Annotated in this window: 11 protein-coding genes; 6 read left to right on the forward strand and 5 right to left on the reverse strand. The window is 38.3% G+C overall.

All coding sequences use genetic code 11. The features are described 5' to 3' along the window. Positions 1-60: 60 nt before the first annotated feature. The 3 genes from tal (at position 61) to C3Y93_RS03620 (ending at position 3,065) form a co-directional block, all read left to right on the forward strand. Positions 61-1,047, forward strand: a complete 987-nt coding sequence (gene tal, locus C3Y93_RS03610) for a transaldolase (RefSeq protein WP_104852105.1) — start codon at positions 61-63, stop codon at positions 1,045-1,047. 96 nt (positions 1,048-1,143) lie between these two features. After that, entirely contained in the window at positions 1,144-1,806 is a 663-nt protein-coding gene (gene leuE / locus C3Y93_RS03615; protein WP_104852106.1) for a leucine efflux protein LeuE, read from the forward strand. A gap of 83 nt (positions 1,807-1,889) precedes the next feature. Continuing rightward, positions 1,890-3,065, forward strand: a complete 1,176-nt coding sequence (locus C3Y93_RS03620; protein ID WP_104852107.1) for a benzoate/H(+) symporter BenE family transporter — start codon at positions 1,890-1,892, stop codon at positions 3,063-3,065. Between the two features lie 47 nt (positions 3,066-3,112). Here the strand turns inward: C3Y93_RS03620 and C3Y93_RS03625 are convergent, their stop codons facing one another. After that, positions 3,113-4,084 (reverse strand): alpha/beta hydrolase, encoded by a 972-nt coding sequence (locus tag C3Y93_RS03625; RefSeq protein WP_104852108.1) that lies wholly within the window; start codon positions 4,082-4,084, stop codon positions 3,113-3,115. Between the two features lie 315 nt (positions 4,085-4,399). Here C3Y93_RS03625 and C3Y93_RS03630 point away from each other — a divergent pair, with 315 nt between their 5' ends. Continuing rightward, complete coding sequence (locus C3Y93_RS03630; protein ID WP_004973248.1) at positions 4,400-4,849, forward strand: universal stress protein; 450 nt, start codon at positions 4,400-4,402, stop codon at positions 4,847-4,849. 50 nt (positions 4,850-4,899) lie between these two features. Next, positions 4,900-5,346: a universal stress protein gene (locus C3Y93_RS03635; protein WP_004973247.1), complete on the forward strand. Its 447-nt coding sequence runs from the start codon at positions 4,900-4,902 to the stop codon at positions 5,344-5,346. Positions 5,347-5,505: 159 nt separating this feature from the next. Here C3Y93_RS03635 and C3Y93_RS03640 read toward each other — a convergent pair whose 3' ends face one another. From C3Y93_RS03640 to pepN, 3 genes are all read right to left on the reverse strand, one after another. Beyond that, positions 5,506-5,724 carry a hypothetical protein gene (locus C3Y93_RS03640; RefSeq protein WP_004973244.1) on the reverse strand — a complete coding sequence of 73 codons (219 nt, stop codon included), beginning with the start codon at positions 5,722-5,724 and terminating at the stop codon, positions 5,506-5,508. Between the two features lie 489 nt (positions 5,725-6,213). Further along, positions 6,214-7,566 carry a glutathione-disulfide reductase gene (gorA, locus tag C3Y93_RS03645; RefSeq protein WP_104852109.1) on the reverse strand — a complete coding sequence of 451 codons (1,353 nt, stop codon included), beginning with the start codon at positions 7,564-7,566 and terminating at the stop codon, positions 6,214-6,216. Between the two features lie 657 nt (positions 7,567-8,223). Continuing rightward, positions 8,224-10,833: an aminopeptidase N gene (gene pepN, locus C3Y93_RS03650; RefSeq protein ID WP_104852110.1), complete on the reverse strand. Its 2,610-nt coding sequence runs from the start codon at positions 10,831-10,833 to the stop codon at positions 8,224-8,226. A gap of 371 nt (positions 10,834-11,204) precedes the next feature. Here pepN and C3Y93_RS03655 point away from each other — a divergent pair, with 371 nt between their 5' ends. After that, complete coding sequence (locus C3Y93_RS03655) at positions 11,205-12,362, forward strand: hypothetical protein (RefSeq protein ID WP_004973232.1); 1,158 nt, start codon at positions 11,205-11,207, stop codon at positions 12,360-12,362. A 114-nt stretch (positions 12,363-12,476) separates the two neighbouring features. On the opposite strand, the gene C3Y93_RS03660 is transcribed toward C3Y93_RS03655, so the two are convergent. Beyond that, on the reverse strand, positions 12,477-13,208 hold the full coding sequence (locus C3Y93_RS03660) for a hypothetical protein (protein ID WP_004973230.1): 732 nt from the start codon (positions 13,206-13,208) through the stop codon (positions 12,477-12,479). Positions 13,209-13,573: the final 365 nt, after the last annotated feature.

Genomic DNA, 13,573 nt, shown 5'->3' on the forward strand with positions numbered 1-13,573 from the left:
TTAAAAGCTGTTTGTGATATAACTGAATGTATAAGCAATAACCTAAGAACTAGATCTCGAATGACACAGACAGCTTTAAATCAACTAAAAAACTTAACCACTATTGTTGCAGATAGTAGTGACTTGGCTGCGATTGAAAAGTTTCGTCCTTTGGATGCGACCACCAACCCATCACTCATTACGGCGGCTGCAAATCAACCTGAAAATAAAGCGTTGATTGAAGCTGCATTTGAGCAAGCCAAAGCTGAAGGTTATACAAATGATCTATTGGTTGAGCGCAGCATTGATATTTTAACGGTCAAATTTGGGGTAGAAATTTTAAAGCTGATTGAAGGTCGTGTTTCGACTGAGGTGGATGCCTCTTTGTCTTATGACACTGATGCGACCATTGCCAAAGCCAAAGAACTTTTAGCGCTGTACCAAGCTTATGGTGTTCATTCAGACCGCATTTTGATTAAGATTGCATCGACATGGGAAGGCATTCAAGCGGCGAAAGTGTTGGAAGCTGAAGGCATTCACACCAATTTAACCTTGTTGTTTGGTTTACATCAGGCACATGCTTGTGCAGATGCCAAAGTGACGTTGATTTCGCCATTTGTGGGTCGAATTTTAGATTGGTATAAAAAAGCTGAAAATGTCATGTACTACCCTATTGAAAAAGATCCGGGTGTACTTTCGGTGAAGAAAATTTATCAATTCTATAAACAGCACCAAGTACAAACTGAAATTATGGGCGCGAGTTTCCGTAGTATTGATCAGGTTTTGGCTTTAGCAGGTTGTGATTTATTGACCGTTGCACCCAATTTATTGGCAGAACTTGAAGCTGATGAACGAGAAGTCGCTGCAGCACTATCAAGCAATGATATTCAAGTTCAGGCTGAACCTTTGGCAGCAATTGAAAAGGAACAATTCAAAGCGCAACTTGAGGCAGATTTGATGGCGTTCCAATTGTTGCAAGGCGGCATTGATGGCTTTATTAAAGCGCGTGAGCAACTTGCCACCCTATTACGCCAGTCTTTCGGCTTAGATGCAGAGATTAAAGCTTAAGCTTTAACCTATCCCAGTAAAATTCCAAAATTTTTACTAAGCCACAAAACCGATGTTGTTATACTGCAACATCGGTTTTTATTTAGGTGAGTTTGCGTGTTTGGTATTAGTGACCTCAGCACTTTTATAATTGGCACAACCTTAATTGTGCTCTTGCCTGGCCCAAACTCACTCTATGTCATGTCAGTGGCTTCACGCTTTGGGATACGCACAGGCTATGCAGCTGCTTTCGGTGTATTTACGGGTGATCTGATTTTAATTGTGTGCACCATTTTAGGGGCAGCCTCATTATTGCATGCTTTTCCATGGCTATTCACCTTATTAAAAGTAGTTGGTGCGCTCTACTTAGGCTATTTAGGTATTAAACTACTGATTGCAGCCTATAAAACATTGTTTCCACAAACCAGAACTTCGCACGCCAATCTTTCTACAACAGCAACGAGCAATACAACTGAACGGGTTCATCCCTACCGAACTGCTTTAATGATTAGCGTTATTAACCCAAAAGCAATTTTGTTTTATTTGTCTTTTTTTGTGCAATTCGTCAATCCTGATTACACCTACCCGATGCTGAGCTTTGCTGTTTTAGCCATCGTCCTACAAATCATTAGCATGGGTTATTTATCTATCTTGATTTTTTCAGGAGTCAAATTAGCCAGTTATTTCAATCAACGCTATAAAATTGCAGCCATTTGCGTTGCAAGCATTGGTATTTTGTTCTGCGGTTTTGGCTTTAGACTGGCAAGCTCAACGCTATAAAAAAAGTATAAAAAACACTTTTGACTATTTGTTCAAATGTGTATGATCTGTTCATAAATTATAGAAAATATGTCTAAGAAAGCATGCAAAAACTTTTAAATGACTTCTCTGTGCCTGCAGTATTTGCAGGTTTTATTACCTTCTTGGTCGGTATTAGTGTTTCCGCGGTTTTAGTCATTCAGGCAGCACAAATTTTAGGCGCAAGTGCTGAGCAAATCAGCTCTTGGTTTTGGGCGTTGGGTTTAGGTATTGGTCTAAGCGGGCTGATTTTATCTTGGAAATTTAAATATCCTGTGGCGACCTCATGGTCTACCGCAGGCTTGGCACTGATTATCGCCACGGGCAGCGGTTATAGCTTACACGAAGCAATTGGCGCATTTTTATTTTGTGGCGTACTCACAGCAGTGCTTGGCTTTTTAGGTATTTTTGAAAAGGTACTGACTTATATTCCACAGAGTTTAACCAGCGCCATGTTGGCAGGTGTGCTGCTTAAATTTGGAATTGCCCTATTTACCAGTCTGCAAGAAGCATGGGCATTTATTTTGTCTTTATTGGCGGCTTATGTATTGGCAAAACGATTTAGCCCACGTTATAGCATTGTTTTAACTGTATTGATTGGTGTCGCGTTATGCCCAATCTTCTTACAATTTCAAATGCCGAGTGTGCAATCGAGTATTGCACAACCAGTTTGGATGCAACCTGAATTAAGTTGGTCTGCTATTTTAGGTTTAGCCCTGCCTTTGTTTGTCATTAATATGGCGTCGCAATATTTGCCCGGTCTTGCCATGATCAAAAGCTATGGCTTTAACCCGAATGTACGTCACTTAATTGGTTGGACAGGCACAGCACAAGCGATTTTCGCGCCATTTGGATGTTTTAGTGTCAATATCGCATCCATCAGTGCTGCTATTAGCTTAGATGATCAATCGCATCCCGATGCCAGTAAACGCTATATTGCGGGAATTAGCTGCGGTTTGTTTTATATCTTGATGGGGATCTTTGCTGCAACGCTCACCAGTTTGTTGATGTCATTCCCAGCTGTTTTTATTACTGCTTTGGCAGGAATTGCACTGCTTGGCACTATTGGACACAACATCGCCCTCGCCTTTCAGCACGTTGCAGAGCGTGAAGCCGCTTTATTGACCTTTTTATTTAGTGCTTCTGGGGTGCAGTTTTTTGGTATTGGTTCTGCATTTTGGGGACTGATTTTTGGTTGTGTGGTTTTGGCAGTTTTAAAGTTTAAACAAAGCAAAAGCTAAATAACTTAAGCAGTTAAAAAACACTTTTTCTGAAGCATCGTATTGATTTATTGTATGCGCGATACATTAGGGTCTGCTGTGCTTCGGATAAATTCTACTGTTTTAGCAAAAGTTTGCTGGCTTTCTTTTTGGTGCATAAAAAATTGATATTCGTGAATTAACCATGCTTTTGTATCTGGATAAAATGCTGTCGTCACAGGAATCTGCTGTTGCTGTAAAGCATGCAGCATCGGCATAGATTGAGTTTCTGTTAAAAAGTCTTTCTTACCACCACTGATAAATACCGCAGGATAGTTTGCCGTTAAATGTTGAATAGGCGAAATATTCTTCAGAAATTCACTGTCCTGTTTCCGATCTCCCGTGTAAGCCTGCACCAAATTATAAACACCCCACTCTACGATATTCATTTCATCTGGCGCAGTTTCAACAAACGCTTTTAGATCATAAATCCCGCAGTGCAAAATCAGCCCTTTAAGTTGTTTGTGCTGAATAGTCGGTTGTAAATTAGACTGCTGTGCAAATGCAGGATTACTCAATAATGCGGCATAATGGCTAGCTAAATTCGCCCCTGCAGAATCACCTGCCAAATATAATTGTTGTGGATTAAGCTGATACTTTTCTGCATGTTGCGTGATGTAATTTAAAGCCTGATCAATTTGTTGCAACTGAGTAGGATAAGTTGCATGCGGGGCGAATTGATATTGTACTGCAATTACATTAAAGCCCTGCGCGGCTAATAATTTAAAATAGCCACGTGCATGTGCTTTTGAGCCCGCAATCCAGCCACCACCATGAATCCAGACAATTGTCGGGCGTGCGGCTAAATCTTGCAATTGACTGTTTTGATACAAGTCAAAACTCAAATTAGGCTGCGTTGCATACACAATATCATGTTGCACTTGTATATTTTTGGGTGCATAGCGATCCATGATTTTCTGCTGCAAGCCTGTGGTGAGATTAAATGCACTAGCAATGATTCGACTGTTCTGCTGCGTGGTTTGACAAGCACTTAACAACATAAAACACAGCAACATCCAAATTATTTTCAAACCACATTTCCCTCAAGATTCATACGCCCAATTCAAACCCAAGTAATTTAAAATTAAATTATGAAGGTCTATTTATTTTTGCAAATTTAGCATCTTATTTTATCGTATAGCTTTGCCGTTGAGTTGAGTAAATTCATCATCTTCAGCTTATCTTTTCTTTCAGCAAATTTGGCGGGTAATTAAATGAATTATCAATCTTTTTTCAGATTTTAAATTGAACCTATATAGACTATATGCTATCAATAAAGTGTAAGGCGAATAATCATAATTTCTGGAGTTACCCGCATGTCGTACCAAAATATTTTAGTCCCTGTAGATGGTTCACAAATTTCTTTTTCAGCGGTCAAACATGCAGCTGAAATTGCCAAAGTATTTAACAGTAAACTCACCTTAATTAGCCTTGTTGCGGAAGACCCATTTACTGATTCTGACTTTTACTATAATTATTCATCTGCCATTATGAAAGAATACTTTGTGCAAGCGACAGCCAATGCACAAAAGGCATTAAAAGAAGCAGATGAAATTGCGAAAGCAGTGGGTGTAAATGCAGAAACTCGCGTGGTTGAGGGTTTGGTATCTGCTGAAGGTGTAATCAAAACTGCGAAAGACTTAAATGCTGATGTGATTGTGATGGGTTCACATGGTCGTAAAGGTTTCCAAAAATTATTATTGGGTAGCTTTGCCACAGACGTATTACGTCATACAGAATTACCTGTGCTTGTAGTTAAAGCTTAATCACTATTTTAAGCCATATTTTCATCATAAATTTTTAATAAGGATTTGCCATGACAACTTATAAACACTTACTTGTTCCAGTAGATGAGTCACCTATGTCTTATGCTGCAGCCGAACAAGCACTTTCATTGGCAAAAGATCTAAATTGCCCTGTTACTATTATGAGTGTAATTGCAGTTGATCCTTTTGTAGGCGTGGACTTCTACAAAGTTGCACCAGCAATTACCGATTATTTCATGCAGGCTGAACAAAATGCACAAAATCGTTTGGCTGAAATTCAGCAATCCTTTAGCCGTGAAGGTATTTCGGTAGATACCAAAATTATCCGCGGTGTTGCAGCCTCTGAAGGGATTGTACAAATTGCCAATGAAATTGGTGCTGACCTGATTATTATGGGTTCGCATGGCCGTACTGGAGTGAAAAAGATGATGCTCGGTAGCGTTGCCCAAAACGTACTGACTCAGTCTCCTGTTCCTGTTTTGATTGTTAAGGTTTAATTCATTACCAACTGTGCTCTGCCACAGTAAAAGATAAAATAAAAAAATCCCGTTCGCCAATGAACGGGATTTTTCTGGATAAAACTTTTAAAAGCTTTTCTAAATTACATATTATGCAATCCAGTTTAGCTAGGTTGAATATTCATTTCAGACCAAAACTTAATTAACCCGATGCGGTAAACGGAACATTTCATGCGTATCGGTATAAAAACTGCGACCATCTAAATTCAGTTCAATTTCCTGACCACATTCCAACAACACATGTTTTCCGACTTCGACCCATTTAAAACCATCACGGGTATTTTGCTTTTTCTTTGATGCCACCAAAGACACCATAATTTCACGACCATTCACTGCTTTCGCAAGCATTGTTTGCATTTTTTTCAATATTTACACCAATTCATTTATAACTTACAAATTAAGCTCAATTTAAATTTTGAGCATAGTTTTTTAATACAACAACATTCATCACACTTAATTTGCAGTGCATAGAAAATAAATGCAGTACAGCATGATGATGAATAACTACGAGAGAATAGAGATATTTTTATTGTACAAGTTACATTATAACATAGATTTAAAGTCTTTGCAGCATCAGCTACAAATTTGTAAAGATAAACTTAATAAAACAAAAAATTCTTAATCAAACCTTAATCGTTCTCGTGAAATAATCTCCCCCCAAACACAATGGATGGTGTTTGATCGCACAAGCCCACTTCGGTGGGGTTTCTTATTAGGCTAAATAAATCACGAGAGCAACTACAATCTGTTTGACGCTTATCTTCTGATTTTTTTATCTACAAAATTCAAAAATAAAAAGAGTATGGTTTTTTTTCCCGTACTCTTTGTGAGCGACCACGCTATCTATTAGCGCATGGTCACAAATTCTTCTGCAGCAGTTGGATGAATTGCAACAGTATTATCAAAGTCTTGCTTAGTCGCGCCCATTTTGACTGCGACTGCGAAACCTTGCAAAATTTCATCCATGCCATAGCCAATACCATGCACGCCCACGACTTTCTGTTCATCACCAACGCAGACCAATTTCATTTTAGACACTTGACGATGCTGAGTTACAGCCGTGTACATTGAGGTAAAAGAGGATTGATAGACTTTAACCTGATCTTGCCCAAACTGTTCAATAGCTTGCGCTTCACTTAAACCCACCGTACCAATAGGCGGATGACTAAAGACCACCGTGGCAACATTTTGATAATCTAAATATTCATTTGGTTTGTTATTGAATAAGCGTTCCGACAATTTGCGTCCTGCGGCAACGGCAATTGGTGTCAGCTCAATTTTTCCAATAATATCGCCCACCGCATAAATACCCGCTTGGCTAGTATTTTGGAATTGATCTACAACAATATATCCCTTTTCATCAATCTGCACATTTGCAGCAGGCAAGTTCAATGCTTGTGTATTCGGTTTACGTCCAACCGCCCAAATTAAGCAATCGATCTCGTGCTGTGAACCATCTTCAAGATGTAATAACAAAGACTGATCTGCTTGGCGCGTAACTTTCTTTGGAATGGCTTGAGTATGCACTTGGATATGTTCATCTCGCATACATTCAAGTAATGTTTCACCTAAAAATTGATCTAAACTACGCAGCGGAAATTGCTTACGAATAAACAATCCGACTTGTGAGCCTAACGCATTTAAAACTCCAGCCAGCTCTACAGCAATATAACCAGAACCAACAATTGCCGTGCGTTTTGGTAATTGTTGCAATTCAAAAAAACCGTTTGAATCAATACCTAGTTCCGCCCCTTCAATGTCTGGAAGTGTTGGCTCGGTGCCTGTCGCTATTAAAATGTGATCTGCAGTGTATTGCTGCTGATTTACTTGAACTGTTTTTTCATCTACAAAATGAGCAAAACCCTGAATCACATCAACTTTGTTTTTAGCTAAACCAGATTGATACGATGCGTGGATACGCTGAATATAAGCTTGACGATTTTGAATTAAGGTATTCCAATCATGTGATTTTAATTCAGTGTTAAAACCATAATCTGGACCATATTTTTGAATGGCATCAGCGATTTGTGCTGAATACCACATCACTTTTTTAGGCACACACCCCACATTGACACAGGTCCCACCTAAATTTGCAGCTTCAATTAATGCACATTTTTTTCCATATTGCGCCGCTCGATTGACCGATGCAATACCACCACTTCCCGCCCCAATTACCAAATAGTCATAATGTTTAACCATTTTATGCCTCAAATTTCGTGATTTTTGATACGCATCTGCATAAATTCAGCGCAGAAAAACAGTCATTTTCATCTAAACTAACACATAAAAATGCATTTCCCAAGTCAGCCGAGCTGACAAACTCCACAAAATCGAGACACTGTCATTCAACTCATTTCACTGGTTATAAAAATGACTATACTCTTAAATTTTACGCTTGTAAGCGTTAAAAACAAAACTTTAATTTTTTAATCTTAGGGTCAATGTAAAGCAGCTTTTTTACGTTCTGATATGTAGCTAAATCACTTTCGGATGTTCTCCACCTCAACCGATACATCAAGCCCCAAGCATGTTTGATGAACTCGCATCCATCAATACTAATGCATGAATTCTTGCTTCAAGATTAAGAGAACTATTCTGCAAATGAAGGCAAACATATTATTTGTGAAGAATATGGAGCAGATTTACAAACTTGGATAAAACGCTGATTGGACTAAAAAATTGTAAACTCTAAAATCGACATTTAATGAAAAATTACTTGCTCAATTAAACAAAATTAATACCTACTATAGTAAGGTTTATCAACTTCGCTGTGACTAAGCAGAATTTGTTTTTAATATATACCTACCACAAAAAGCCATTTCAACGAATGGATGAAATGGCTTTTAGTTTTATAGTTTAAACCCCTAACATACTATTTAAGGTTTCAACCACGTTTCTAGATTTCACTTCAGACTGCAAACTTAGCAATGCAGCTTGTACTTGACTACGCTGTGGCTCTGCCAAGGTGTACCAACGTGACAATACTTGCAATAAACGCGAACCTACAATTGGGTTTTTGTCGTCCAAATATTTGGTTAAGTCAATAAAATGCTGAACACCGAAACTCCATGTATTCACAGGGTTGCTATTTAAACCTCCACTGACTGAACGAATACGGTTTGGTGTGCCCAAATCATAATCAGGATGCGCAGTTAATGCCTGAATGGTTTCAGCAGTCGCTTTTGGATGTGAAGCTTGAACCATAAACCACTGATCAAGTGCCAAAGCTTCATTTTTAAAACGTGAATAAAAATCTTCCAAAGTAGCTTTGGCCTGCGGCGCATCATTCCATACCAAGACACGCAATGCCCCTAAACGCTCAGACATATTTCGAGTGGCGTAGTATTGCTGCTGTGCCAGCTCAAACGCTTCGGCATCGCCCTGACGTGCCATGAATGCCAACATGATATTTTTTAACGCACGTACTCCCATCGCTTGAGAGAAATCTAGCTGCATGTCTGGATCAAGACTTAAATAGGTTTCTTTGCAGAGTGCACCAAGTTCCCGCGCTAATGTATCTAACAACGCATTGCGTTGTTGCTGAATTTTTTCAGGTTGATAATTTTGATCTATGCGGCTGCCCAAATAGCTTTCGGAAGGTACATCAAAAATACGCGATGCCAACAAAGGATCTTTTTCAATTAAAGCTGGTATTGTATTTTTCATGGCTTGCAAATAAGTATCTGCCGCATGTTCTTCCAATAAAATACGTTCCAATAGCGTCTGGGTCGCCTGCCACTGGTTAAAACCATTGGTTTCGTGCTGCATTAAAAATGCCAATTCATCATTTGAATAGTTAAATTCCAAATTCACAGGTGCAGAAAAATTACGCAATAAAGAAACAACGGGATGTGATGTTACACCACTAAATTCAATACTTGCTTGCGCCTGATCAAACAAATACACACCATCTTTTACTGAGTTTTCAACCAAAGCTTCAGACTGCAAAATATATTGCTCGCCTGTTTCTGCATTGAACAATGCCAATGCAACAGGAATAGGCAATGCTTTTAAGTTTGGATATTTGGCATTGCTTTTCAGACTTTGTTTTAAATTTAAGCGATAAACCTGTCTAGTCGCATCGTATTCGCCCTGCACTTCAAGCTTTGGTGTACCTGGTTGATTGTACCAAGTCAGGAAATTAGATAAATCGACACCTGAACCTGCGCTTAAAGCATTGACCCAATCTTCAACCGTGACTGCTTGTCCATCATGACGACGGAAATATTCATCACTACCTTTACGGAATTTTTCTTTACCGAGTAAAGTCGACATCATGCGGTTAATTTCCGCACCTTTTTCATAGACTGTTGCGGTATAGAAGTTATTAATTTCTACAAAATGATCTGGACGTGGCGGGTGCGATAACGGGCCAGAATCTTCGGGGAATTGGTGTGCTTTGAGTACCGCCACATCATCAATACGCTGTACTGCGGCAGACTGTAAATCTTCAGAGAAAGATTGGTCACGGAATACTGTTAAACCTTCTTTTAAACATAACTGGAACCAATCGCGGCAAGTAATACGATTACCTGTCCAATTATGAAAATATTCATGCGCAATCACGGACTGTACGCGCATAATTGCGGCATCGGTGGTGTATTCTTCATCGGCCAATACACATGACGTATTGAAAATATTCAGACCTTTATTTTCCATTGCGCCCATATTGAAGGCACTGGTCGCCACAATCATATAATTATCTAAATCATACGGCAGACCATAGTGTTCTTCATCCCAACGCATCGAATGTTTTAACGCTTGCATAGCAATTTTGCATTTTGGAATGTCTTTTTCTTCTGCATAAATTTCCAGTGCAACATTACGCCCTTCAGATGTCACATAATGGTCTTTCATGACTGCCAAATCGCCAATCACACAAGCAAATAAATAGCTTGGCTTTTTGGTCGGGTCTTGCCAAATCGCATAATGACGACCTTCGCCTGCTTCACCTGTTTCTAACAAGTTGCCGTTTGCCAATAACACAGGATATTTTTTATCGGCTTCAACACGTGTGGTAAATACCGACAATACGTCTGGGCGGTCAGGATAGAAGGTAATTTTACGGAAACCTTCAGGCTCGTTTTGGGTAACAAATAAATCAGAACTTGCCTGATATAAGCCTTCAAGTTGCGTATTGCTTTCAGGATGAATGATCACGATGGTTTCTAACGTGACTTGATCAGGTGCATTTGCAATGCGAAGCTGATCACTATCTAATTGATAGTCACTTTCCGATAATTCCGTGCCATTCAAAATAATAGATTTCAATTCTAAATCACGGCCCAATAACACCAAATCGCCTGCAATCTGACGCTGCATTTTCAATGTTGCACCCACTTGGGTGTAATCTGCATAGACTTGAATATCTAGCTCTACAGCATCTACCAAGAATGAAGGTTTTTGATAGTCTTTTAAATAGATAGTTTGGCTGGCTTCAACCATAGGATTTGCTGCAATATTCATCTTGTCCTCATTCTTTGTGGCGATGCGCTTGTTTTTGTAAAGTTGCAATGATCATACGACAACTTTCAACATCTGTCTGCGCACAATCTATTTCAGTCTTATTCAACAATGCTGATTTATATGGGCGCTCAACCCAAGCTTTTCAATCCTATCTGGATTAATCCTGTACAAGTAACATAAAAGCAGACTGTTTAAATCAATACCTGTATTGCTATTACGCGTAAATTTAATATTTTGATATGCAACTTCACTTCAAATACGACCAACACAGGCTAATTTTGATGATGATCAAAAGCACAGAAGCTTCCACCTTTCAGTACACAAGCCATGTATAATGACATATCACGATTTACTTGAGCTTCTATTTCACAATGCTACAAATTCTGCAAAAACAATTAGATGAAAGCACATTATGCCCTTTGTGTCAGGCATCTATGTATTGGGTAGAAGCAGAACAATATGAGCAGGAATTAAATTTTCACCAATGTAGTCATTGTGAACATCGCATCTTTCAAAATAGCCAACAACAAAACTGTCATTGCGCAAGCTGTACCCAACAACGCAAAAAAATCATGGCGGAAACCCGCTTGCAAGAACAACAAAAATTCAAAAAACAGGATGCACCTGAACGCGAATTAAATCAGCTGCGTTTTATAGATAAATTATTTTTATTGAGTATTTTAGATCAGCATGCACAGGAACATATTCCACATGAAGAATTTATAGATTGGGAAAAAATCAAGTATTTAAATATTACCCCCAACTATTTTTTCCAGCACGGCATGATCAAACATTTGCTAAAAGAGCAAATATTAATTGCCAAAGATTTTGCCGAAAATGCGCAGCAATATTATATCAATGTCCGTTTAGATGGTTATTCTGAACCAAGCTTATTCAGCATTGCACAACAATTACGTTATTGGTTTTATGAAAATCTGAGTATGGGCACACCGTTCAAAACAGCAGATGAAGTCAAAGATGCGCTGTATTTATTGCTGTATCAAGAGATTGTGCAGTTTATGCAATTTTATTGTCGGACTTGGGGAATACAAATTGCGGGCAACCATAGTTTTCAGAGCTTTTGCTACCGACTTTTAGATGTCTTGGCGGTTGGGCAAATTTATTACTTGGTGCAAACTGCTTTGGAATTTTTATACCAACAAAAAGCACTCAAACCGCGTAATGAAAACTTTATTAATACCAATTTACTGAAAAAGACTGTGCAGCAATACCGAGAACGGTCAGTGGCTGAAAAATGGGAGACCTCTACCCTGCCACGCCCGCCTAATTTGCCTTTCAGCTATATGAGCGAAATTTTATTCTTCCGCTTTTTGGGTTATGACGAAAGGATTTTCTTTCAACCTGTGTGGCGTTCTTGGCGAAAAATTGAAGCACGACTTAAATTTTATTCACTTAAACGCTGTATGCACTGCGGATCGGATGAACTGACTGTCGATTATGACGCAGAAAATTATGTGTCCTTATTTTGTCGCAACTGCAAACATCAAGATCATTATTTCACTCAATAAAACTTTGGTGAAGATGATGGTTACACCCCATCACTGCCCAAATTCATGATCTACTGCAGTATAGAGTCAACAGGATACGTACAGAGGATTACAGTTTTTCGATGTGATAAGCACCTAATCCACTTTTCTGTTTAGTGCTAAATTGAGTGCCGTTTCAGATAAAGTTTTACCGTCTAATTTACAAATACACATAATGCCCCAACCATCAAAATAATCAGGCGCGTGCTGCAAAAAGAAATTGGAATGTACATCTTGCGGAATTCTCAAATGCATCAGTTGCTCAAAACTTCGTGCTGGAGAATGAGTTTCATGCACATATACGCCTTCACCGCGCTTTTGAATTTCAGGATACCGTGCCGCCATAAGCTGCAAAACTTCATGATATTCCTTAGGCATAGTTTTCCCGACTCTTGGGAAAAAACTTTTAGAACGCGAAGCAAACAAAGAATAAATCTTCGGTTGATTAATGCTAATCACAAACCACAATGGAATAAATGGATTTTTTAAGCGTCGATTCAACATGGCTTTGACTGCACTTGGAATCGTCAAATTTTGTTTTTGATATTCAGACAAAAAACCCGCTCGTGAATTGACCACATGCATAGGCTGTTCATTATAATGAATCAAAATAAAAGGAATAACATTTTGCCCAACCACTTGATCTCGATCATGATATTGAATAACCGTGACTGCGATTGCATCGGGGTCATAAACAAAGGCTTTAAATTCTTCTAAACTCGAATTTGGAAAGATTTTTTGATCGAATTGATAAATTTTTTCAAAAAAATACGATTGCTGCTGCATTGAAAGCGCTTTAAAGTCAAAAACTGTTTCTATTAAATTCATAAAAACAACCCAGTTTCATATTTAAAGAGAGACGCAAAATTTTTTTAATTGGTCAATGCATTAATAATATGACACATTTTAATTACATAATTTTACAATCATTATAGTAAGTTATTAAAAAATATCCAATTTCATTAAAATTAAAACTAAGTAGTTCATTTCAATAAAGTTTTTACCAAAAATTATAATTAAAATTGAATACCAGCATTAATCCACCATATTTTGTGACGCAGTTTACATTATTTTATGACAAACGGTATTGATATGCAAATTTATATTGTTTTAATAAGTTAAATTCTAATTTATTTCATAGCTTGCGCCCCTATTTTTAAATCAGTTAGGCAAGCTGAAATATCACAATCTAT

Source organism: Acinetobacter sp. SWBY1, from assembly GCF_002946595.1.
Classification (GTDB): domain Bacteria; phylum Pseudomonadota; class Gammaproteobacteria; order Pseudomonadales; family Moraxellaceae; genus Acinetobacter; species Acinetobacter towneri.

What these genes read in the sequence shown, in the direction of transcription:
- tal (WP_104852105.1), top strand. Translation starts at nt 61, where the DNA reads ATGACACAGACAGCTTTAAATCAACTAAAAAACTTAACCACTATTGTT.
- C3Y93_RS03620 (WP_104852107.1), top strand. Translation starts at nt 1,890, where the DNA reads ATGCAAAAACTTTTAAATGACTTCTCTGTGCCTGCAGTATTTGCAGGT.
- C3Y93_RS03625 (WP_104852108.1), bottom strand. Translation starts at nt 4,084, where the DNA reads ATGTTGTTAAGTGCTTGTCAAACCACGCAGCAGAACAGTCGAATCATT.
- C3Y93_RS03630 (WP_004973248.1), top strand. Translation starts at nt 4,400, where the DNA reads ATGTCGTACCAAAATATTTTAGTCCCTGTAGATGGTTCACAAATTTCT.
- C3Y93_RS03635 (WP_004973247.1), top strand. Translation starts at nt 4,900, where the DNA reads ATGACAACTTATAAACACTTACTTGTTCCAGTAGATGAGTCACCTATG.
- C3Y93_RS03640 (WP_004973244.1), bottom strand. Translation starts at nt 5,724, where the DNA reads ATGCAAACAATGCTTGCGAAAGCAGTGAATGGTCGTGAAATTATGGTG.
- gorA (WP_104852109.1), bottom strand. Translation starts at nt 7,566, where the DNA reads ATGGTTAAACATTATGACTATTTGGTAATTGGGGCGGGAAGTGGTGGT.
- pepN (WP_104852110.1), bottom strand. Translation starts at nt 10,833, where the DNA reads ATGAATATTGCAGCAAATCCTATGGTTGAAGCCAGCCAAACTATCTAT.
- C3Y93_RS03655 (WP_004973232.1), top strand. Translation starts at nt 11,205, where the DNA reads ATGCTACAAATTCTGCAAAAACAATTAGATGAAAGCACATTATGCCCT.
- C3Y93_RS03660 (WP_004973230.1), bottom strand. Translation starts at nt 13,208, where the DNA reads ATGAATTTAATAGAAACAGTTTTTGACTTTAAAGCGCTTTCAATGCAG.